General features: G+C 61.8%; 18 protein-coding genes, 1 tRNA gene and 2 pseudogenes. 11 read left to right on the forward strand and 10 right to left on the reverse strand.

The window, feature by feature from the left end:
* Window positions 1-1,107 precede the first annotated feature (1,107 nt).
* The 5 genes from JJL56_RS02300 to JJL56_RS02320 all read right to left on the reverse strand — a co-directional run bounded on the left by JJL56_RS02300 (window position 1,108) and on the right by JJL56_RS02320 (window position 6,359).
* Entirely contained in the window at window positions 1,108-1,377 is a 270-nt protein-coding gene (locus tag JJL56_RS02300; RefSeq protein WP_200484046.1) for a hypothetical protein, read from the reverse strand.
* Complete coding sequence (locus JJL56_RS02305) at window positions 1,377-2,027, reverse strand: hypothetical protein (RefSeq protein ID WP_200484047.1); 651 nt, start codon at window positions 2,025-2,027, stop codon at window positions 1,377-1,379. Before JJL56_RS02305 ends, JJL56_RS02300 begins: the two co-directional genes overlap by 1 nt.
* A 32-nt stretch (window positions 2,028-2,059) precedes the next feature.
* The gene (locus JJL56_RS02310; RefSeq protein WP_200484048.1) at window positions 2,060-2,446 is read right to left on the reverse strand and encodes a hypothetical protein; all 387 of its coding nucleotides are present in this window, start codon (window positions 2,444-2,446) and stop codon (window positions 2,060-2,062) included.
* A gap of 1,653 nt (window positions 2,447-4,099) precedes the next feature.
* Window positions 4,100-5,467, reverse strand: coding sequence for a DUF5906 domain-containing protein (locus JJL56_RS02315; protein WP_200484049.1), 1,368 nt, complete (start codon window positions 5,465-5,467; stop codon window positions 4,100-4,102).
* 487 nt (window positions 5,468-5,954) lie between these two features.
* Window positions 5,955-6,359, reverse strand: coding sequence for a hypothetical protein (locus JJL56_RS02320; RefSeq protein ID WP_200484050.1), 405 nt, complete (start codon window positions 6,357-6,359; stop codon window positions 5,955-5,957).
* A gap of 973 nt (window positions 6,360-7,332) precedes the next feature.
* On the opposite strand from JJL56_RS02320, the gene JJL56_RS02325 reads away from it, so the two are divergent.
* The 7 genes and pseudogenes from JJL56_RS02325 to JJL56_RS02355 all read left to right on the forward strand — a co-directional run.
* On the forward strand, window positions 7,333-7,878 hold the full coding sequence (locus JJL56_RS02325) for a recombinase family protein (protein ID WP_200484051.1): 546 nt from the start codon (window positions 7,333-7,335) through the stop codon (window positions 7,876-7,878).
* Between the two features lie 235 nt (window positions 7,879-8,113).
* The gene (locus JJL56_RS02330; RefSeq protein ID WP_200484052.1) at window positions 8,114-9,193 is read left to right on the forward strand and encodes a PIN domain-containing protein; all 1,080 of its coding nucleotides are present in this window, start codon (window positions 8,114-8,116) and stop codon (window positions 9,191-9,193) included.
* A gap of 196 nt (window positions 9,194-9,389) precedes the next feature.
* Window positions 9,390-9,476 (forward strand): annotated as a pseudogene (locus JJL56_RS02335) (GMP synthase (glutamine-hydrolyzing)); the annotation flags it as partial.
* Window positions 9,477-10,084: 608 nt separating this feature from the next.
* Window positions 10,085-10,456, forward strand: a complete 372-nt coding sequence (locus tag JJL56_RS02340; protein ID WP_247889322.1) for a MarR family winged helix-turn-helix transcriptional regulator — start codon at window positions 10,085-10,087, stop codon at window positions 10,454-10,456.
* Between the two features lie 4 nt (window positions 10,457-10,460).
* The gene (locus JJL56_RS02345; protein ID WP_200484053.1) at window positions 10,461-11,270 is read left to right on the forward strand and encodes an NAD-dependent epimerase/dehydratase family protein; all 810 of its coding nucleotides are present in this window, start codon (window positions 10,461-10,463) and stop codon (window positions 11,268-11,270) included.
* Between the two features lie 253 nt (window positions 11,271-11,523).
* Window positions 11,524-11,862, forward strand: coding sequence for a hypothetical protein (locus JJL56_RS02350; protein ID WP_186452826.1), 339 nt, complete (start codon window positions 11,524-11,526; stop codon window positions 11,860-11,862).
* A gap of 22 nt (window positions 11,863-11,884) precedes the next feature.
* Window positions 11,885-12,148 (forward strand): annotated as a pseudogene (locus tag JJL56_RS02355) (TauD/TfdA dioxygenase family protein); the annotation flags it as partial.
* A 204-nt stretch (window positions 12,149-12,352) separates the two neighbouring features.
* On the opposite strand, the gene JJL56_RS02360 reads toward JJL56_RS02355, so the two are convergent.
* A complete protein-coding gene (locus tag JJL56_RS02360) occupies window positions 12,353-13,363 on the reverse strand; it encodes a C-terminal binding protein (RefSeq protein WP_211111740.1) in 1,011 nt (336 codons plus the stop codon).
* Between the two features lie 189 nt (window positions 13,364-13,552).
* On the opposite strand from JJL56_RS02360, the gene JJL56_RS02365 reads away from it, so the two are divergent.
* Window positions 13,553-14,977, forward strand: a complete 1,425-nt coding sequence (locus tag JJL56_RS02365; protein ID WP_200484054.1) for an FAD/NAD(P)-binding protein — start codon at window positions 13,553-13,555, stop codon at window positions 14,975-14,977.
* 533 nt (window positions 14,978-15,510) lie between these two features.
* Window positions 15,511-15,597 (forward strand) — tRNA-Leu (locus tag JJL56_RS02370).
* 116 nt (window positions 15,598-15,713) lie between these two features.
* Here JJL56_RS02370 and JJL56_RS02375 read toward each other — a convergent pair.
* The 3 genes from JJL56_RS02375 to JJL56_RS02385 all read right to left on the reverse strand — a co-directional run bounded on the left by JJL56_RS02375 (window position 15,714) and on the right by JJL56_RS02385 (window position 18,472).
* Window positions 15,714-17,891: a hypothetical protein gene (locus JJL56_RS02375; protein WP_247890905.1), complete on the reverse strand. Its 2,178-nt coding sequence runs from the start codon at window positions 17,889-17,891 to the stop codon at window positions 15,714-15,716.
* A 66-nt stretch (window positions 17,892-17,957) separates the two neighbouring features.
* Window positions 17,958-18,269, reverse strand: a complete 312-nt coding sequence (locus tag JJL56_RS02380) for a hypothetical protein (protein ID WP_145623797.1) — start codon at window positions 18,267-18,269, stop codon at window positions 17,958-17,960.
* Complete coding sequence (locus tag JJL56_RS02385; RefSeq protein WP_345772532.1) at window positions 18,266-18,472, reverse strand: hypothetical protein; 207 nt, start codon at window positions 18,470-18,472, stop codon at window positions 18,266-18,268. The genes JJL56_RS02380 and JJL56_RS02385 overlap by 4 nt, the downstream gene beginning before the upstream one ends.
* Window positions 18,473-18,684: 212 nt before the next feature.
* On the opposite strand from JJL56_RS02385, the gene JJL56_RS02390 reads away from it, so the two are divergent.
* Window positions 18,685-18,876 (forward strand): hypothetical protein, encoded by a 192-nt coding sequence (locus tag JJL56_RS02390; RefSeq protein ID WP_247889319.1) that lies wholly within the window; start codon window positions 18,685-18,687, stop codon window positions 18,874-18,876.
* A 424-nt stretch (window positions 18,877-19,300) separates the two neighbouring features.
* Here the strand turns inward: JJL56_RS02390 and JJL56_RS02395 are convergent, their stop codons facing one another.
* Window positions 19,301-19,483, reverse strand: coding sequence for a hypothetical protein (locus JJL56_RS02395; RefSeq protein ID WP_145623793.1), 183 nt, complete (start codon window positions 19,481-19,483; stop codon window positions 19,301-19,303).
* A 272-nt stretch (window positions 19,484-19,755) separates the two neighbouring features.
* Here JJL56_RS02395 and JJL56_RS02400 point away from each other — a divergent pair, with 272 nt between their 5' ends.
* A complete protein-coding gene (locus JJL56_RS02400) occupies window positions 19,756-22,398 on the forward strand; it encodes a DUF3772 domain-containing protein (RefSeq protein ID WP_247890906.1) in 2,643 nt (880 codons plus the stop codon).
* Window position 22,399 lies beyond the last annotated feature (1 nt).

Raw genomic sequence — 22,399 nt, forward strand, 5'->3', positions numbered from 1 at the left:
TCCAGCGCTGTTTAGGTCGTGAACAAGAGCGAGTCGTCCTTGCGTTGAAAGACTTTTAAATTCATCATCCCATGGGGGTTGGTCATTCGGGTGCATACAATGAAGCGATTATTTGTTCTGGCTATATCAATCGTGCTAGGGTCATGCGGCCCGTCTGATACTCTGTCGGAAAAGGAACGCACACTTATCTCAGTCGAAGTAGGGAAGCGCCTTCGGGACCCATTCTCAGCGCAATATGAATGGAAGAAGAGACCGGAGCCGTTTAGTTCCTGGTATTGCGGTCGCGTCAACGCAAAGAATGGGTTCGGGGGCTACGTTGGGTGGCATGATTTCATTGTCGCCGTTGAGTGGGAGCGCCAGGAAATAAGCAACGTACGTCTGATGGAACTTCAGAGCGAAAGCAGTGTGCCACTGTCTGTAGGGAACCTGTGCTATCAATAGGCGCCATTATCCCAAGGAAGGGCTTCAGCGTTCCGGGGTGTCCGGACAAGGGGAAAGGCGGAGAGACGGTTCCTGGGTGCTACGGTGGGGCGGGAATAGGGGTTCTGGGTGTGGGGAGGGTGTGCCGTGCGTCTGGCGTTGGGTGGCGCGGCGATAAAGTACTTTATCTGAGTCTAAATTTGCGATTGGAAGCGCGGTGTGACACCATGGAGGTCGCTGGGTTCGCGCAATATTCGTACTTTAGTTGCGTCCTATTGCAAAGGAATCGTGAGAATGTCGAAGCAAGAAAACAACACCAGCATGGTTGAAAACACTGGTATAATAATCCTGAAGCGACCTGTTAAGTGTAGGTCATGCAAGACTTTAATGGGCAGCATCCGTTGGCAGAATTCAGGAGAAACGACAGTATACTCTTGCTCGGAATGCGACGTAGTAATTTCTATAAACCACAGCGAGATTTAGGCTATATTTAGCTTTGTGCTAATAAGAAAACCCCCACATGCCGGATTCGTCGCATGTAGGGGTTTTTCATGGGCGCAGCGTGCCGGGTGCCTCCCAAAACGGCGCGGCAGGCCTTGCCCACCTCCTTCGGTTCATTGAACCATCCCGACCATGAAGGAGGGTATCAAGGGCCAGCGCGTCGGGTGCTGGCCCTGTGATTGGGGTTTAGACGCTTGAGAGAGGTTCCCCCGGTGTCCATCCGGCGTTGCGCGCAGCGATGAATGCCTCTGTGGGCATTTCAGCGGCCTGTGCAGCGTTCGCAAGGGCCTTAGCGTCGGGCTGTGCGTCGGTCGGGGGGACTGTGACGGGGTTCCAGCCGGCGTTCCGAAGCGTGGTGTAGAGGTGCGGCGGCGCGTTGTCGGGGAACGTCCTGTTGAGGATGTTGCCGCCTAGCAATTGGACCGCGATCAAGTCTTCCTGCGTCAGTGCGGACATTAGGCTAGAGCCTCGTCCGGAACGGTCGGGGCGTACATGTTGCAGCGGTCGCGCCACGAAAGAAACTGTTCAGCGGCGGAAGCGGCTTGCGGGCCGTACTGACTCGGGTTGTCGGAACCTGCGCGGTTAATAAAGGGAACAACCGAGTTGATGGTTAGCTCACGCCACTTCTTATTGACGCTGGTACCGGGCAACCCGTGCTGCGCGGTGCTGGCGATGGACAGTTCAAGTCGGGTGCCGCGCTCGATTAGCTGGGTGACCTTGTACACCAGTTCGTCAATTTCAGCGGACAGGCTCATGAGTTCGTTCGCGTCGGCTTGGATGCGGTCAGAGGCGCGGCGTTCCTTCGCGCGCTGAAGTTCGGCTTCTGCGTTGGCGAGGTTTTCGCGGGCGGCTTCAAGCGTCAGGGTCGCGCGGTCAATAGCAAGACGGGCCTTGGTTTCAGCGTCCTGTGCGGCGACGAGATTCGCGGCGACGGTGGGATCGTTGCGCTGAATTAGGCTTGCGCCGATAGCGGAGCGCAGAGACGCCTTAGCGGCCTCGAAGGCTTCAGAAGCGGCGGCGTGTTCGGCGGTTACTTCATTCAGCGTGGTAACAGCGGCAACGCGGGCGGCTTCGGCGGTCGCTACGAAATCAATGTTGGTAGTCATTTGTCTAAAATTCCTTGAGATATGGGGTTTGATTAAAAGGTGCCGTCAATCTGGAGACGGAGCTTATCCGCAGCGCCTTCCATCCGAGCAAAGGGGAGAGGCATCCCGCCCGCTGCGATGGCGCGAGCGAGGTCGGCCAGGGCGGCAACAGCGTTGCCGGTGAAGGCCGGATCGGGAAGGCGGTGCATGTGCAGCCGGTGACGAGCGTTGTCGAGAATCAGGGATTCGAGGCAGGTAGCCTTGTTCAACGCTTCGGCCAGTTCGTCCAGCGCGGTATCGACCTTCACGGAGATGTCGCGGTATTCGTCCAGATAGCCCTGAACGGCGAATGTGTCGGCGGGGTCGATTTGTGGAGGCGTGGGGGCCTTCGCGGCAATCTCGGTAAGAGTGGTCAAGATGATCGTTTCCAGGTTAGCCACGGCGGCCTTGTTGGCGCGGTGACGGGGTTTTCGGGTGCGCTTCCTACGGCGAGGCATGGGGGGGGCCGGTCTCAGCGCTTGAGAGGGTGCGGGAAGCGGTTGTTCAGAAGCGCCGCTTCAACGTCCGCCCGGTGAAGGTGACGGAGGTTGCCGGGGCCGCGCTTCACAACGCCGTTGGGGAATACGCCGCTAGCGATTGCGCGCGACAACGCGCGAAGAGATACGCCGAAAACACGCGAAATAGCGGTGACTGTGATAAGTCCATCGGGTGTCGTGGGGATGTTGTCCAGAGGGTTCATGTAATTCTCACGGTAAAGCAGCGAGGCAGACTAGCCACCTCGCTCGAAAGGTTCTTGTTTTGAAGGGGATATGGATTCGATTTACTTCCATAATTATAGCCGCTTCTGGCTATAATTACAAGGTATGCGGGTCATAAATGTGAGATTTGCTTGCCGGTTGATTGACTTAGCGTGTGGTGGAGAGTAAAATAATGATTGTTATGTGGTCATAATCTTCTTTCGTTTCGATGTTGTTTCGGGTTTGCAGACTCCTTGAAGCATGGGGAAAAAAGGCGCCAATCGTTCGCGGTTCAATTCCGCTAGAACGGTTGGCGCTTTTCTTTTTGACACGATCCTAAAAACAAAGCGTAGTGGTGGAGATGTATAAAAATGGACGGGCATCGGCGCATGATGTCAAGTCAGATTGACAGTATAAGTGCATGCTAACTTGACAGATTATCTTATGTTGCGAGCGACATTGGGTTATATCATCTTGGTAATGTGTGCTCATACCTGTTCATCTGTTGTTAATGGCGTTCATGGATTTGAACGGAGATTGAGCGATGCACAACGGAGATGAAGCCGAGGAAATGGTTCCTTTGGGCGAAAGGCACCTGTGGCGCTTCGAAGACCTAAAGCGTGCGGGCTACGTCAAGAGCCGTGAGACCCTGCGTCGGTGGATGAACGATGAGAAGTTCCCCCGTCCGATCTATCCGGAAGAGGGGAGTCCGCGGTGGGTCCGAAAGGAGTTGGAGGAGTGGATGGAGAGGTGTATTCAGGCGCGGGGGCCGGCATATGTGCGGAAGGAAGATCCTCCGCGGCTTACCCTTGCGGAAATGGAAGCGACGTTCACCAGACGTCCGCGTAAGAAGGGCGGCGGATATACGCCTGCCAGGGCTTCACAGAGCAAGGGCCAGAAGCGGGGCGGGGATGTGAACGCTAAACCGCACTGACGATAGAAAAGGGCGCCTCCGGGTTGGGGCGCCCTTTGTCGATTCGATAAAGTACTTTATCGGGTGATGCGGTGTGACGGCGTTGCTTTAGGCCGCTGCGGCGGATTCGGCTTTCGCCGGATCGCTGGCGTGTGGTGCGGCTTGCGCCGGATCGGGTGTATTGTCATTGGATATCCGGGGTACATCTTAGCGTGAGTGCGGTGAGGTGTTCCGACTGTTCCGACCTTGTTCCGACCTTAAAATGAAAGTCGGAACACCGCAAACCGTTGAAAATACTAATGATTTTCTGGGTCGTTCCGACTGTTCTGACTTTTATCTTATTTATAAAGAAGAGTAGTAGTAAAGGATGCACTCTCAGCGCTTAGGTATCTCTCTACACTTCTATATACAAATAGCGAAATAAGTCGGAACAGTCGGAACACTTATTCGAGAAAGGACATTGGAACCTGTAGGTTCTCCGCGACAATCTCTCTCACCTCGCTTAGTTTGGGAGCGTAATAGAACCGCTCTAGGCTCCCATTCTTACGCTTTCGGTCGTGTTCAAAGCCCCACATCTTCCGTAGCGCTGTGCCGAAGCGCAAATCCGTCGCTGCGTGCTTGCTGCCGTGCTTCATCACATATTCTTCATAGTCTGGGTAGATATCAGACTTGAAGATTTCCAACGCTCGATCTTCCGCGAAGTACCGGCCTGTTTGCACAGCATCAACAAAGAAGCGCTGTTCCGCTGGGAGCGATTCCATCACCTGTTCACCCAGCGCGTCGGTTTTCGGCGGATTGCGAAGGTCCACCCAATCCGGCTTCTGCCACTCCATGAGGGCCTTCATCCACGCTTCGAGGCCGCAAGCATTCTCCATCTGGATCGTGAGCGCTTGGAAGTAGCGGGTGTCCTGCATGTGATCGTCCGAGACGTCGAGAATCAGATACCGGCGTTCGTCCGCGCTCGCTGGCAATGCCCAATCCTCATTGGTGGTGAAGGCGAACCGGGTGAAGTTGTCCACCTCGAACCGGTCCAGGCCCTTCGGCTCAATCGCCAGCCGCTCGCCCGTGATGAGGTGTTTCAACGCCCCCTCTTGCTCCTTTGAGCCAGCCCAAACGGCCTCTTCGCATTGAGCAAACAGCGCGGTCATGAGGTGCTTATTGAACGATCCGACAAGGTGCTTCTTATCGCTGATTACGGCGCTGTACTGGTGCCCTATGAGCTTGCGGAACATGTCGAATACGATGGACTTTCCGCACCCCTTCCGTCCCCGAAGGCATACCGCAGTGCCCAGCTTACGCCCTGGGTTCTGGACGATGTCCGCCAACCATGAGAACAGCCATTCATAGGCGCGCTCGTCACCCTGACACACCACTTCGCGAAGATGGTATTCCATCTTGTCCCAACACCCGTCACACGGTTCCATGCTGAAGCCGGTGAACAGATTCAGTTGGTTGCGAGGGACCGTCCTACCGGGCGCGAAGACGATACCGCCGTCGTATTCTCTGCGGTGCGGCCACTCCATCCATATAGATGCCAATGACCGTTCACGGGGGCCTTGCTTCGTATCGACTGTGATCTTCTTGTTCTTGAACAACGTGTTGAAACCGGACTCGCACAGGATGTTGAGTGGCGTGTTTGACAGGTCCGCGATTCCTACGCTTCCGCCTACCGTCACAACGGCGTACCGCTCATTGATTTTATCCATCCTCGTTAGAAGGTCTTTTTTCTCTTCAACATCTCCCTCAACAGCCGGGAGATCGGTAATCCTCGTCACCCAATGGGTATCAGGGATGTAATTGTTCGTGGTCATATGAGACTGTTTCGTTTCGTCTGTGGTGCGCTATGCTGGCCTTATCGATCCAGCCAATCAGACTTTGCCAAGGACTCCGCCTTAACGAGCCATCTATTCCGCCAAAACCTGTGCTCCGGTGCGCCGGGTTTGAAGAGACGCAATCTCAGGGCTTCAACCGTGATAGGCGGGTTAAACTGTGCGGCTACCTGCTTCAGTGTTAGCCATTCATTCATATCGATCACTGGTCTATCTCCTTTTCTTGATGATCGAGACACTATATTACACAATTTCTCCAAGATTTACAATATCTCCAAGTTAATTTTTATGAAAGTACACACCGCATACGCTTAGGCGTTCGGCGATAAAGTACTTTATTGGTAACTATCCTCTCCGTCTTGAGGGAGACAGTTACCGACAAGTCCCTAACGGGATCGGGGGAGCCAAAAAAGGGGCGCCCAGACATGGGCGCCCAAGTTCGAGGGTCGAGACGAGATAGGAGGGGTTGTTACCCGCGCTGGAGACGATAGCCGGTGAAGACCGGAACCACGTCACCGGGGTTGAGCTTGCCCGCTGCGGCCAGAAGCGGCGGGATGATGTCATTGATGGTATTGACCAGCACGGGGCCGTGTTCGCTGTCCGCGCCGAACGTCGCGGGGTAGGCGATGCACATAGTCAGCAGGCGATCCAGCGCCGTGAAGGTACCGTTCGGCGCGGTCGTGGCGTCCGCGATTCCGCGGATATGGGCCATGTAAGCCGCGTCGGCGTCTTCGGGGAAGGCGTCTTCGGCGCGAAGGACGGCGGCAAAGCCGGTCAGGCCCAATTCATCGGCCAGGGCGATATGCGGCGGGATAATTTCCGCGACGGGGACGGATTCCAGGCGCGAAGGGGGGTTGACAGTATGCATGTGCATCTGTAGAGACTCCGGTTAGGTAATGTTGAGTATCTATGGTAGGCGGGAGGTTGCAGCCTCCTGCCTTCCGTTTTTGTAGGCGTGTGCCTAATCCGTTTGATAAGGCGCTTGCCTACAAGGTGTCAACGGGCTTTTCAATTCTGAAATCAAAAAGATTGTCAAGATTTGCATGCGAACGGTATTTCGCGTGTGTAGGCGCTTGCCTCATGCATGGTTCGTCCATAATCTACCACTTAAGCGTAATCTTAAGATTAGGGCGGACTCGTTATGGAGCAGGCTAGGGCGCGGCGTATCATGCGCCTCCTGAATTGGGGACCTACTCTCGCAGCCGAGCTATATAATAAGACGACGGGGGCAAAGATGCGCCCACAGGATATTAGCGCTCAAGTGACCGGTTCCCGCCGCGTTAGTGACGGATTGGCAATCTTCCTTCGCATGTCGGCCCGCATCGCTGTTTTGCAACGGAGATACCAACCGGACGTCTTCAAAGACAGGCCCCAGTCCCGTCCGCGCAAGCCCCGCAAGCCGGTATAAGGCTCCACCATTACCCGATATCTGGTACGCCACCTGTAGGGGCGGCGTGGCGCTGGCCTACCCTGGAGCCTGGGTCCCTCCCGGCGCTCAGGGGAGGGCTTGGGACAGGCGTTGAACCGTCACGCTGAAGCGTTGCGACGGGCTCTACCTTTTGCCCTGAAACCGGCGCTTCGACAGCGCAAAGCGTTATGTCTAAAACGGCATGAAGGGCCTCGGACACGGCGTATACATTAGCCTAAGTTAATATTCAAAGCCCCGAAACGGCGTTTCATCCCGTTGGTCGAACCACTGATCCGTCTTATTTGGGTATACCCAACCAAGGCGGATCAATAAGACAGCCAAGCCCAAGGTTTCCGTGTCTCATTTGGGTTGACTCAGACCAAAAAAAGACAGCATGGTTGCGAGGTCTGGAGCCAAACGAGACAGACGGAGCGAGACGATGGCCGTTTACGGGTATGCGCGGGTGTCCACCACCGATCAAGATTTGACGGTGCAGGTCAACGCCCTGAAGGCCGCTGGGTGCGACGTTATCCGCGCTGAGAAGGTCTCTGGTACGTCGCGCAACGGTCGGGACGAACTGGAGACCCTGCTACAGTTCATCCGCCCCGGTGACGTTCTGTGCGTCACCCGCGTTGACCGTCTCGCGCGGTCCATTGGAGACCTCCAGGACATCGTACGGGCGCTGAAGGAGAAGGGCGCGGCGCTGCGTGCCACCGAACAGCCAATCGACACCAGCACCGCAGCGGGTAAAGCCTTTCTCGATATGCTGGGCGTGTTCGCGGAGTTCGAGACGAACCTTCGGCGCGAACGCCAGCTTGAGGGAATCGCTAAGGCGAAGGCGGAAGGCGTCTACAAAGGCCGCAAGCCCTCAATCGACTCTCAGGAGGTCCGCCGGCTGCATGCCGAAGGTGTCGGCGGAACGGAGATCGCCAAGCGCCTGGGCGTGAGCCGTGCCAGTGTCTACCGGCTTCTAGATGGCGCTTAGACGCTCCCTGACGTCGCGCGGCGTTGCCTTTGGCGCGCGGCAACGGGCGCGCTGCCTGTCGACGCGCTTTTGCTGAATGTCGCTTATTGATCAAATGTTCTGCCTCCGATAGTCTCTGAATTCTCTTGCATTTGGTTCGACTACACATAAGCGTACGTGGGTGTTGTTGGTTTAATTTCCTGTAATGCTCCGGTGTGCTTTTCCCAGTTGTCTACGTCTGGTTTTGGAGAAAAAAATGTTAACAAAGCAGATTTCAAGTTATGAAGTTCGTTTGTTAACTCCGTATGTTTACATTGATACATCCGCATTATGGCACCATAATTTTTTATGGAATGGGCAGGTTTTGTCGAAGATTAGGGAGTTTGTTGATATCGGATTCATCAGGATTAAGACTACAGATATCTTGATGAGAGAAATTGAATCGAATCTGCGAGAGAAAGTATCTGTCGCAGTAGAGACTCTAGCTAAAGCTCGAAAAACGGTTTCAATACTCAGGAGAGGGCCGGATAATCCTGTTGAGCAGATATTTTCTGATATAGATTATGAGCTTGCTGTTCATAAATTACTGGAAGGGCGCGATGAGTTTTTTAGAGAATGCGCCGCAGAAAGTATTGATGTTCTGGGATCGGTTGGTAGGGTGCTAGATGCTTATTTTGGTAAGCAGGCACCGTTCGGAAATGAAAAGAAGAAGAGCGAGTTCCCAGACGCTTTCGTTGCCATGAGTCTGATGGCTTGGTGCGAGCAGGAAAATTCAAAAATTTATGTCGTATCAAAGGACGGAGACCTTAAGTCTTGCTGTTCCGATTGCGGTCCATTGTTACATGTTTCATCATTAGAAGAACTAATTACTATAGCGACAGTAGAGGCTCGAGTCCTTGATGCACTGAAAATATGGCTCATGGATGCCTATGAAATTCAAGAAAAAGTCGAGCGCGAATTTCCTAACCGATGGTGCATAATAGAGGATCAGAACGGAGATGTGGTGGGTATGGAAGTTACTGATGTCAATGTCCTAGATATTTTCGTAATAGAGAAGAATGGAAACTCATTCTCTGTTGATATGCCAGTTGATGTTACATTTGAAGCTGATATTAGGTATGACGACATGGCGACTGCCACATATGATAGTGAAGATAAAGTTCTGATGCCTTGGAGAAAAATTAACGAGACGGTCGAGAGAACTCAAAGAGCGAGCATTAGTGTAGAGTGTTATTATGATCCATCTGATCGCGACGCACGAGAAATTTATAAAATTAGTCTTATCGAGCCGAAAACCATTTATATGAGAGTCGCTGAACCCGAACGTCGGCGGTGAAGAAGCAATGTGCTATGCAGCATCAGGCTTACGGCGAAGCGCTTAGGTAGGTTTTGCGATAAACTTAATTCCCTACATGATGATCGGTTGGATTCCGATCTGTGGGGATTTTGTGGGGAGTCGGTCGCGCCAAACCCGATTCGCGCCCGCTCCATCCGACAAGAAATCAATATGAATCAATGCGCTAGTATGCCGCAACCGCATCGTCAACGAGGTGCGCGGCGTCAACCGCGTGGTCTACGACATCACGTCGAAGCCGCCCGGCACCATCGAGTGGGAATGATTCTGAGCAGTTGAGAGGGGTGGAGCACCACCCCTCGTTGTGTGGAGCCGGCTAAGGCAAAGCTGGTGCTGATGGTTCTGTGGGGCAAGCCCTGCTCTCGGCAGCATCGTTCCAGTCAACGAGACGACGGTCCCAGCTTCCAGAGCCTGCCGGCGGGGGATGTCGGGACGTTGCCTGTCTTGCAAGTCCGCTACCCAGACTCCCTCAATGGCTGCAACATATCGGCCGCCAGTCGTGTGCAGGACGGGCGCCTTGGGATCGCAAGTCATTGAAAGTGGTTCGCGGTAGCCGGGAGAATAAGCCGCCCTTTCCTGATCAGACCGGTAAGCTGTTCTTTGCGATCGGGGTGAGAAGGGCGGCGAACAGACCGTTTGAAGCGCCCAGTTCCAGCCGAGGAAAAGGCCCTGATCCGGCCCATTCTCCCGCGTCCTGAATCCAACCGAAGCTCAAGGTTCGTCCGCCGCTTGACATTCGTTCGCTACCTTGCAAATATCGCGAGGTAGCGAACGAATTGCTGGGGTGTTGGCTTCATGCGGGAGCGGAGCGACGCGGAGATTCTGGCTGTGGGAGGGTGGGCCAAGCGATGCTATTTCGCGGGCCGCGCCCTTATGGACGCGGCCCTGCGACCTTATGATCTGGGGTCGACGCAGTGGTATGTTCTCTGGCATCTGGCCAACTTCGGTCCGACCGTTCAACGCGACCTTGGGCGAACACTTGAACTCGAACGGGCGACGCTGAGCGGGATTGTCGCCACTCTCGTTCGCAAGAATTTGGTTGAACAGACTTCAAACGGAGAAGATCAGCGTCAGCGTGTTCTGACGCTGACAGTCGCGGGGGAAGCCCTGTGGCGTGAACTCCCCGATCTTTCTTTCATTCACGAAGCGGCGTTCGGCGGCATCGACGAGGCCGATCTGGCCACGACCGTCCGCGTTCTGCAACTGGCCACCGAGCGACTTCAGAACCTGCTGCGGAAGGATTGAGCCAATGACTGTGCTGATAACCGGAGCAACCGGCCTTGTCGGTGCGCGGCTGGTCCCGCGGCTGATGGAAGCCGGTTTTGCCTGCCGTGTGCTGCTGCGGGCCGGGAAACCCAGCCCCCAGGGAGCAAAGGCCGTGACCGGGGACATTCTTGACCCTTCGACACTTTCGGACGCCGTCCGGGGCGTTTCGGCGATCGTCCATCTGGCAGCGGTCTTTCGCACCCAGGACACTGACCTCATCTGGAAAAGCAATCTCGATGGAACCCGTAATCTGATCTCTGCCGTGAAAGCGAATGCCCCGGATGCCCGCTTCATCATGTCGAGCACCAGCCATGTCTATAATGTGGACAACCCGCATCCCGGACGAGAGGAGGACCCGGTCGGTCCCAAGCAAGCCTATCCTGCGAGCAAGGTGGCAGCGGAAGAAGAACTGCGTGAGAGTGGTTTGAACTGGTCCATCATCCGGTTTCCATTTGTTTACGGCGATGGTGACGGACATCTCGAATCTCTTCCCAGCTATGTTGGTAACTGGCATCCGGCTCAACGTTTGAGCATGATCCACCACCGCGATATCGCCGCTGCAATGAAGCTCGCGTTGGATGGAGTGTTCGATAAGCGCGTCGTGAACGTCGCGGACGAAGCCGCCATGTCCATTTTCGAACTTGCCGGTTTGCTGGACACGCGAATGGAAGCGAACTCCCAACCTTTCTCAAATCCTTGGCATCTTCACGTCGACAGTTCGCTGGCTCGCACTCTTGGCTTCCGACCCACCGTTAGGACCGTTTACCAAGCCCAGCAAGAAGGGCTGATGTGACGGATATCGCCGGGCCTCCGAGATGCCGCTGCGTCCCGGAGCCGCCGAATCACAATTCGGCACAGTATGTATGTTATTGTGAGATCTGAAAATCTATTAAATTAGTAGATTATACTTGGCAGGGCTTCGTGGGATTGGTGGAATCGGGGGTAAATCACCCGGACGACGCCATCACGGAGGTTTCGATGACCGCGGACATAAAACGGTACAGGTCGCCGGCGCGGTGGGCTTTCATCGGACTGACCTTGGCGGCGTGGCCGCCAACCACGCGCTGCTGAGCGGCAACGCCCACATTGTCTCCGCCGGCATCGCGCCGTTGCTGACCGTCTGGGACAAGACGCGCGGCGGCATCGGCGTGAAGGCCATTGCCGGGCTGGATTCCTCGGGCTACCGGATCAACAGCAACAACCCGAACGTCCGCAGCATCCGCGACCTGACCGACAAGGAACGCATCGCGGTGCCGGTGGTAAAGGTCTCCATCAATTCGGTCATTCTCCAGGTCGCCGCGGAGAAGGAGTTCGGGCCCGGTCATCAGTATGACCTCGAACCGCTGACCACGACGCTGAGCCCTCCGGACGCCACTCAACGGTAACATTGGCGCCGAACTGCGCGGCGTGACCCTGTCCGGCGATCTGCACCCGGCGGTGCTGAGGGCAATCCAGGACGCCATCAACGGGCACGAGGTGGTCTTCGTCCGCGGCCAGCATCACATCGACGACGCCCAGCAGGACGCGTTCGGGCGGTTGTGGGGCAAGCTGGTCGGTCATCCGACCGCCCCGTCGCTCGGTGGGACCGAAAGCATCCTGTACGTGGAGGGCTGCCGCGGGGAGCGCGCCAACTCCTGGCACGCCGACATCACCTTCCTCGGCGATTATCCCAGCATCACCATCCTGCGCCCGCACGAATTGCCGGTCCCCGGCGGTGACGGCGTGCTGGTGCCCGGCGGGCCGGAGCGGCGGAGCCGGGCGCTGGCCGCCGAGCACGGCATCACGCTCGCCCCCGACACCGTGCGCGCCCTTCACGGGATCGGGGGCCGCTCGGCCTCGATGTTCCGGCTTTCCTGGGGGCCTGACCGGGTGGGGTCAGGGCAGGATGCGGTTGCGCAGAACCCCGTCCTCCAGGAACAGGCGGGCGGTTTCGGCGGCGTTGCGCCGCATCTCGATCGCCGCCTCGTCGGAATGGAAGGCGTTGTGCGGCGTGACCACGAGCCGGCCCTCCAGCCAGGATTCCCGCCGGCGCCAAGCGTCCAGCAAAGGGTGAGGGGCGGGCGGTTCGGTCGGCAGCACGTCCGTTCCCACGGCGGCGAGATGGCCGCTGCGCAGTGCCGCCTCCAGCGGGTCCAGCCCGGCGAACATCTCGCCGCGCGCCGTGTTGACCAGCAGGGCGCCGGGCTTCAGCTTCGCCAGGAAGTCCCGGTCGATCAGGCCGCGGGTTTCCGGGGTCAGCGGACAGTGAAAGGTCACGATGTCGGATTCAGCCAGCAGCTCGTCGAGCCGGCGGACGCGATGGTAGCCGACCGCCTTCTCATGGCCGGCCGGCTGCTGCGGATCGTAGCCGAGGATGCGGTAGCCGAAGGGTTTCAGCCGGTTCACCACCGCCGTGCCGATCCGCCCCACGCCGACGACGCCGACCGTCGCCGCGCTCGACCGTCGCAGAGGGGGCAGCGTGTTGGCCTGCCACGTCGTGCTGTAGCCGCGGGCGCGGGCGTCATGCTCCCACAGCCGGCGCTGCAAGGAGAGCAGCAGGGAGACGGCGTGGTCGGCCACCTCCTCCGTCCCGTAATCCGGGTTGTTGCAGAAGGAGATGCCCGCGGCGTCCAGCGCCGCCACGTCGACCTTGTCGTAGCCGACCCCGAACCGCACGACGATGCGGCAGCGCGGCAGCTTCGCCACCGTCGCCGGGCCGATGCGGGTGCTCCACACCAGCAGCGCGTCCAGCCGGGCCAGACGCTCCGGGTCCAGATCCTCCTCGCGGCGGGTGTCGAGGAAGTCCACCTCGGCGCAACCGTCCAGCACCGCCGCCTCCAGGTCCGGTGGGGGGATCATGTGGTCGGTGATTCCGACGACGAAGGGTGCATGTTTGCCCACGGTCATTCTGCGGTCCGTCTCCTGGTGGTCGAGGGAAGATAAACAATTATTTTTAGTGTTTTCCCGTAATCGATATATTAAAGAACATGCATCAAGGCAAAAACCGACTTGTTCAATAGGAATTCATGGTGCTCTAATGTTGTCGATTCGAAGGCGCCCCGCGGGGTCCTGGACACAGGGAGAGGAACGACGAGCATGCCGTCCAACGACACCGCGCACAGCATCGCCATCGTCGGCGCCGGCTTCACCGGCAGTATCCTGGCCGCCCACCTCCTGCGCAAGGCGGAGGAGCCGACGCGCATCCATCTGATCGAACGCGCCGGCACGCTCGGCACCGGGCTCGCCTACTCCACCGACAGCGCGGCGCATCTGCTGAACGTGCGCGCCTACAACATGAGCGCCTATCCCGACGACCCGCGCCATTTCCTGCGCTGGCTGTGGGCGAAGGATCTCGGCGGCGACGTGCCGCCCAGCGGCCACGCCTTCGTGTCGCGCCGGCTCTACGGCGCGTACATCCAGGACGTGCTGCGCGAGGCCCAAGCGGAGGCTCCCGCCCATGTGACGCTCGAAACGGTGCGGGCGGAGGTGGTCGATGCGGCGGTGGACGGCTCCGCCAACAGCGGTGTTCGTCTGCGGCTCGCCGGCGGGGAAAGCCTCGCGGTGGACCGGGCGGTGCTCTGTGTCGGGCATTTTCCGCCATCGCCGCCCCCCGTCGCGGCACCGGAGGTCTTCGCGTCGGGCCGTTTCATCGGCGATCCCTGGAACCGCGAGGCCGTCGCCGCCATCGACCCCGACGCGCCGGTGCTGATCCTCGGCACCGGGCTGACGATGGTCGATGCGGTGCTGTCGCTGGAGAGCCAGGGCCACCGCGGCCCGATCCTGGCGCTGTCGCGCCGCGGGCTGCTGCCCACCACCCATCTGGAGACGCGGCCCTTCAAGAGCTTCGTCCATCCCCAGACGATGCCCGGCACGGTGCTGGACGTGTTGATCGCCCTGAAGGCCGATGTGCGCCGCGCGCGGGAGGAAGGGTTGGACTGGCGCGCCGCCTTCGATTCCCTGCGGCCCTTCCATCCGTTGATCTGGAAGCATCTGCCGTTGGAGGAGCGGCGGCGTTTCCTGCGTCACGCCCGGCCCTATTGGGAGGTGCACCGCCACCGCATGGCGCCGGAGGTTGCGGCGCGCATCGATGCCCTGCGCGAGAGCGGGCAACTGACCGTCCGCGCCGGGCGCCTTCTGGCTCTGGCCTTGACCTCCGACGGGGTGGAGGCGACGGTCCGCGCGCGGGGCGCGGAAGATGCGCTCTGGACACGCACGGTGGGCGCCATCGTCAACGCGACCGGCACGGAGTGCGACTTCGCGCGCATCCGCCATCCGCTGATGCGCGCCTTGCTTCAGCAGGGGCTGGCCCGCCCCGACCCGTTGCGCCTCGGCCTCGACGTTACCGAGGAAGGGGCATTGATCGGGGAAGGTGGGACGGTGTCCGACCGCCTCTTCGCGCTCGGCCCGGTCAGCCGCGCGCCGTTCTGGGAGATGACCGCGGTGCCCGAACTGCGCAGCCAATGCGTAGACGCTGCGTTGGCCCTCGTCCGCCGGAGCGTAAGGAAACACCTCCCCGCATAAAAACGTTTTATAAATGTGATTTACGCTCAAATAAACCAGTTAAAATAATAGATTTATAACGTCTATCATGTGGTCCAGTGTTGATTTCCGTCCGGCAGCCGGAGGCGTTTCCGGTAGGCTGGCATCGCTCCCGGTCCGCACTGCCGTCCGCCGTCGCGCCGGTTGAGAAGGAGGATGTCATGCCGGACACGATCTTGCGGCCCGCGGTGGACCGCCTGGACCCGACGGTGATCGCGAATGAACGCGGCGGCGGCCCGTCTCGGCGCCGCTCCCGCCGATCCCTTGCGCTTCTTCCGGCGGCGCCGTGGGCGGCGATGGATTCAAGCCGCTTGCCAATCCCCTTCGAATGCGATAACAGGGCGCGGCGCGCATGGAAGGGTGCGCGTGCGGGCCGATGCGGCCTGTCGTCGGGTTGCTCTCAACATGAGAAAGTTGTTGCATTCCGACGCGGCGCCGCGTAACGTTCGGCTTAGGAAAGTAAAGGAATTCAATGGGTTGAGCCTTTGTGCCCAGTCCATTCGAATGATGAAGTCGCGGTCGTGGCGGAATTGGTAGACGCGCAGCGTTGAGGTCGCTGTGGCAGAAATGCTGTGGAAGTTCGAGTCTTCTCGACCGCACCATCTTTCCTTCGGCGCATCGCCGAACGGTTACGAAAATCGGGGCCTTCTCAGGCCCCTTTTTCATGCCCGCGTGGAACGGGTCCTTGTCCTCATCTCCCTCATCATTCCTCCGGGCCTCATTCCTCCAGGGTCCAGTTTCCGGCGGTCCGGCAGGTGCGCAGCGGCGCGCCGGCGTCCCGGCCGGCGGGGGTGGTCACGACGTGGGTCAGCGCGAAGCACAGGCGCCCACGATCCTTCGGGTCAGCGATGCGGCCCGTCACGGTGATCAACCCGGATCGCAAGCCGTCTTCCGAAACCCACACCTGACCCGACGCCGCCCGTTCGGTTCCCGACGCGGCCAAAGCCCCCAGGAAGGCTCCGGCGACCAAAGGCTGGTCGTCCCGGTTCATGCGCAGGCGGGTGGCGTTGCTCCAGCCCGGCCCGACCAGAAGCTCCGGCGTCCGAACGTTGACCGGCACCCGGTCGGCGGCGATGGCCACCGCCAACTCCAGCGGGTCTTCGGGCGCCACGCCCGGCGGCGTTTCGACCAGCCCGGTCAGGCTGGCGAGACCCGTCCGGGTGCCTTCACCCATCTTGCCGTCGATCGCCCCGTCGTAGCGCCCCAGCCGGGCCAGCGCCCGCTGGGCGGCCATGATCCGCTCCTCCGGCGTCAGCACGCGCGGGGTGGGCATCGGCGCGCGTCCCTGGGTGATCGCCTCCACGTCCAGCCGGTGGTTCAGCCGGCTGAATCCCGGCCCACCGTTCCACAAGGTCAGAAGGCCGAGATGGATCGCCGCCGCGGCGGACAGCAGGACGAGCGGCCAGGACCCCTGGTCCGGCGCTCGGACCGGTCCGCCGAAGGCGGCGGCCAGCGCCCCGCGCACCACCCCGCGCACCAGCGCCCACAGGCCTAGCCCGGCGGCGATGGGAATCCCGATGTCCCAGGCCAGCCGCAGCGCCGCCGGTGCCGGCTGTTCGGGCGTCGCGCCGGTCAACAGAGCGGGACCGTCCACGCCCGCCACCAGAAGCAGGACCAGGGCGAGCAGCCCCGCCGCGGCGATCCAGCTCCGTGCCACGGCGGTGCGGCTGGTCTCGGCGAACCGCTCCGTCAGCGCGGCGGCGGTTTCCTTCACGAAGGCGGGGCTGACGCAGCCCTCATGGTCGGTCACGATTGCCGCGGTGTCCGGCTCCCGGCCGGCCAGCACCGCCTCGGCGACGGAGCGGGTCAGGCGGTAGGCGCCGGCCAGGGCGAAGGCGTCGGCGGGCGGCAGCGCCGCGATGCGCGTCAGCACCGGGGCCAGCACCGTGTCCAGGAAGGCGGGAAGGGGGGCGGAGTCAGCGTCCGGCCCGACGGTTTCCACCTCGAACGGCACGCCGTCGCAGTCCCAGGATAGGGCGACCACCGTCAGCGTGCCGCTGCGCTGGTAGAGAAGCTGCGTGCCGGAGTGGCGCACCGCGGCGGGCGCGGGGTTGGCGAGCGCCGCGAATCCGGCGAATCCGGCCTCCTCCAGCGCTAAGCGCACCGCCGCCGGGGCGTCCGGTGGCGCGGTCAGGCTGTAGGAGGGGTGGGCCGTCAGGCGGGGGTGGTGGATGTGGGTGAACTGTCCGACCCCGCCGCAGGTTTCGCAGGCGACCACCCCGTCGCCCGCGCAGACCGGACAGCGGTGCTGGCCGCGCCCGCCGCACTCCGGACAGTCCGGCGTCTCGGCCGTCGCGGTGTGGGCGCAACGGATCTTGCCGCCCCGGCAACCGTCGCTTCCGCAGGCCCGCACCCCGCCGCCGTCGCAGCCGGTGCAGACCTCATGCAGATAGTAGGGGCCGCGCAGCGAGGGCAGGGGCGGCAGCGGCTCCTCCGCCGCGGACATCGCCTCGACCCGCTCGTCCAGCGGGCCGAGCAGCGTGGCGAAGCGATGGGCCGTTTCCAGCGAGGCCGCCTCGGCGTCCAGGTCGCGGGCCAGCGTCGCGTTCAGTTCGGCGGCGTTGCGGCAGTAGATGGCGAAGCGCACCATCTCCGCGCCCAGCCGGACCTCGACCTCCGTCGCCCAATCGATGCTCAGGGTCAGATGGGCGCCGACCATCACGTCGCGCTGCTGGGCCTGGCGGAGTGTCACCCCTTCCGGCGCCGGGACGTTGCCGGAGGCCGCCCAACGCAGCCGCCGGATCAGGGCGGTCTGCGGAACGGTGGACGGCTGCGTGGATGGGGGCGGCGCGGTCGGGGGTGAAGCGGGCCGGTTCGGATCGCCGGGGCTCAGAGGATTTTGCCCGGGTTCGTTTGGACCAAGGTCGTTCCGGTCGAAGTCGAGGCTGTCGGGCATGGGGCGTGCGTGTCCGCGAACAGGGGCGCCGGCATTGCAAAAGGCCGCGGACGCCGGAACGGAAGATCAGGCGGCGACGTCCGGCGCGGGGCCGCCGGTGCTCGGTGCCTTGTCGTCGGACTCGCGGTCGCCGAAGTCCTCATCCTCGGGCGCGCTGCCGGAGGCCGGCGTCTCGGCGCGGCTGTCCGGAATGGGGGCGTGGCGGACCCAGCGGCGGCCCTCCATGACGAATCCATGGCCGCGAAACCACAGGCGTTCCGCCTCGTCGGCGGCGCGGAACAGCACCAGCGTCCAGGCGTCGGACGGCTGCGCGCCGTCGCCGCCGTTTTCCGGCATCGCGTAGGGCTGAAGCGAATAGGGGAAGTCGTCGCGGGTCACTGCATGCCCCCCTGGTTGGAGCCGCCGGAGCGGGATGGTCGCGCCGAGGCGGGCGGGGGTTCGGACCCGTCCCCCTCGATCGGCTCCAGATCGCTTTCGGCGGCGTATTTGATGAGACGACCGTCGGCCAGGCGGATGTCGTAGGTCGGCTCACCGGCAAGGGTCCGTGCGACGACGAGGGCCTCCTGGCCCGCAAACCTCACCCGTGTTCCCAACCGCAGCATCCCGCCCCCGACTGTGTCTTGATCGTTGTCGCAGGCTAAGGATTCGGACGGGGGTGTGCTGTGTCAAAAACCGGACGCCAAAGGAGCAAGGCTGTGCTTGTGGGGTTCTCCCCTTGCGGGGCTTGGTGCGCGGGGCCCTTTGGGCTGTTGATGTGCAAAAGGACAGGTGTGGCGTAGCGATGGAGGTGTTCATGCCCGCACAGCGCGACGACGGCAACCGGAAGCCGTCCGTCATCGATCTGGTGACCGATCCCGAGAAGTTCGATCAATGGCAGCGTCAGCAGGAACGCGACGAGGCGTCGGATGGGGGCCGCCAGGAGAAGGAAGAACGGAGCCGCGAACCGGACCGGGGCCGCTCCGATGCCCCCAGCGGGAGGGATTGAGGGTATGCGGGACTGGCGGCCGGTTACTCGGCGGCCTCGCGGACCTGCGTTACTTTCGTTGGAATGCCCAGCGAAGCGCCGCAGTGGAACTGCATGAGCCGACGCTCAACCCGGATCAGATAGGCGCGCGCATCCAGCCCCACGGGCCCGCGGCTGTGTTCGCGGACGAGCCTGATCGCGCGACAGGCGTGACCGCATTCCGGTGTGGCAAACTGGCACAAGAGGATCGTCCGCCTGAAGGAGTGGGTCCCAAAGTCTTACTCCGTTCGATAGGGCTCGTCGAGTATCGGTTGAGACTCGAATTCGATGTCACAACGTGCCGTTCAGTGTTCCCGTAGGTTCGGCACCGGCCGGTAGACATACCATAGTATGTAACGCGGGGTTGGAACGCCCTGCCATTGCCGTCCAAGCAATGGTTGAAGGGTCAATTCGACCCTGGAGCGCCCTCGGTCGGCGCGCCGGGCTGCGCGCCTTCCAGAACCGCCAGATACTCCAGAAGCCGTTCCAGCGTCTCGGTCGGCATCCCGACGGATGGGACGTCGTTGCGCTTGGCGGCCTTCAGCGCGGTGCGGAGCAGGGTGCGGTCGATGTCGGTCAAGCCGGCCATGATGACGTGCGTGTGAAGCGACGATGAACAACCTGTATCATCAAGACACGCAACCACGCCATGCCCAATCAGAAGGCAGATGCACGAAACACCGGACCCCGGACAGGCGCTTCGCTCGGGTCCTCGCGAACGAATCCGTGATCCCGATCCTTCCTGTCACATTCAGGTGACAGGAAGCGCCATACTTTTGCCGCGACGCCGAAGAGTATAGGTATCCCATTTCCCGGTTCGCCGGGTCGCAGCCTTTCGCCAACAAGAGACTTCGAACGGTGATGCAGATTTCTTCCGCCTTCCGTTGCCGGATCGGCCGGCTTCTGGCAGCCCTGATGCTGTGCGGTGCGCTTGCGGCGGGTGCCGCCGCTCCATCGGCCCTGGCCCAGTCCGCCGCCCCGGCGGCGGAAGCGGTGGCGGACTTCAAGACGCGGCTGCCGCAATGGCAGAACGCGTTGGAAAAGGCGGCCAACCGCATCGCCGGGGGTGATCTGGCGAACACCGAATACGAGACGCTGCGCGCCGATCTGGCGAAGATCCAGCATGAGGTCCGCGAGGCCGGGGCCGCCGCGTCGGCCGCCCGTGACACCGCCCAGCGCATGCTCGATGCGCTGGGTCCGCCGCCGGCCCAAGGCGCTCCGCCCGAGGAGGCGGGGATCGCCGCGGAGCGCAAGCGCCTGAGCCAGACCATCGGCGAGGCGGAAGGGCGGACCAAGCAGACCGAGCTGATCGTCACCCGCGCCGACATCCTGCTGCGCACCGCCGCCGACCAGCGCATGACCCAGCTCACCGAGCTGATCGTCCGTCGCGGCCCGGTGCCGCTGCTGCCCGCCACCTGGGCCGCCCTGCCCGAGCAGACGGCCTATGTGCAGGAGCGCATCGCGCGGGCCTTCGGCATCGTGATGGGCGACGACGAGTGGCGCGGCCGCCTGTATGGCCTGGGCGCGCTCGCCGCCGTCCTCTTCCTGGTTGCCTGGCCGGTGCGCCGGGTGCTGCTGCGCCGTTACGGCCACCGCGACCTGGAGGAGCGGCCCAGCTACCGCCAGCGGGTGGTGGCGATGGCGGTGGAGGCGCTGGCCCGTTGCCTGGTGCCGCTGGTGCCGACGCTGGTGCTGAGCGGCGCCCTGGTCGGGCTGCTGCGCGACGCGGCGGACGCTGGGCCGCTGACCGCGCTGGTGGTCGGGGTGTCGGGCGGCCTGACCGCCTATTTCCTGGTCACCGGCGTCGCCCGCGCCACCTTGGCGCCCGACCATCCGTCCTGGCAGCTCGCCAACCTCGACCCGGACAGCGCACGGCGTCTGGTCCGCCGCGTCCCGCTCGTCATGATCGGGCTGGCCCTGGCCGGCACCGGCATCGCTTTGTCGGAGGGCATGTTCACCCCGCCGGAACTGCGGTCGATCACCGGCTTCGGCACCATGGCGCTGATCGCCGTGTCGCTGCTGTTCCTCTACCCCGATCACCTCTGGCTCGCCGCCCCGCCGCCGGAGGCCGAGGAGACCGACGATTGCGGATGCCCGGACCCCACGCCTGGGGCCGCAGTGGACGTCACCCTGCCGCCTCCGGCGTCCGCACCCGCGACAGAAGCCGAAGAGGTGCTGCCCGCCCGTCCGCGGGTCGTCGGGCTGCGCTTGCGCCTGCTGATCGGGGCGGTGGCGCTCGCCTCGCTGGTGGCGTCGGGGGCGGGCTATCTGGTCGGCGCCATCTACGCCTCGAAGCTGATGCTGACCACCCTCATCATCGGCGGTGTCCTGCTGGTGGCGCGCGGCGTCCTGCGCGAGCTGCTGTGCGTCCTGCTGGAGCGCGGCAGCGGGCAGGTGGCGGAGGTGCGCGACATCGTGATCGCCACCGACCGTGGCCGGCGGATGCTGGGGCAGGCCGGGCGGACGGTGATCGACGGTCTGCTGCTGACCGTGGCGGCCTTCTTCCTGCTGCCTTTGACCGGCATGACCCTGTCGGAAATGAAGGGGCTGGCCGACGGCTTCCTCAGCGGCGTCACGGTGGGCGGCGTGCGCATCGCGCCGGGCGACATCATGTCGGCGCTGATGGTGCTGGGCGTCGTCGTCGCGGTGACCCGCTTCATCCAGCGCCAGCTCGACGAGCGCATCCTCGGCCGCGTCAACATGGACGACGGCGTGCGCAACTCCATCCGCATGGGGGTGGGCTATCTCGGCACCACCATGGCGGTGCTGATGTCGGTCGGCACGCTGGGGCTCGACCTGTCCAGCCTCGCCATGATCGCCTCGGCCCTGTCGGTCGGTATCGGTTTCGGTCTTCAGAACGTCGTCAGCAATTTCATCTCCGGCCTGATCATGCTGGTGGAGCGGCCGGTGAAGGTGGGCGACTGGGTGGTCGTCAACGGGCTGGAGGGCACGGTGCGCCGGATCAGCGTCCGCGCGACGGAGATCCAGACCTTCCAGCGCGCCTCCGTCATCATCCCGAACTCGGAATTCATCTCCAAGTCGGTGGTCAACTGGACGCTGAAGGACAAGACCACCCGCATCGAGATCAAGGTCCGCATCACCTACGACACCGACGCCCGGCACGTCTACGCGCTGCTGCTGAGGATCGGCTACGGCCACGCCCAGGTGCTGCGCAACCCGGAGCCGGTCGTGATGTTCCGCGACTTCGGGCCGAGCGGGCCGGAGTTCGAGCTGCGCTGCTTCGTCGCCAACACCGAGCACATCATCCCGGTGCGCAACGAGCTGCGCCTGCGCATCCTGGAGCAGTTCCGCGAGCAGGGCATCCAGATGCCCTTCGACCAGCAGACCGTCCACATGCCGAAGGTCGAGGCGATGCTGGAGGTTCTCCTCGCCGAGCGCCGCGCCCAGTCCGGCGTGCCGGAGCTTCAGGTGGTGGCCGACGGCGGCAAGGTCGTGCCGTTGGCCGACACGTTGATCGACCGCGGACCGCGCACGGCCACCTGAG

Source organism: Azospirillum aestuarii (genome assembly GCF_016632405.1).
GTDB lineage: Bacteria > Pseudomonadota > Alphaproteobacteria > Azospirillales > Azospirillaceae > Azospirillum > Azospirillum aestuarii.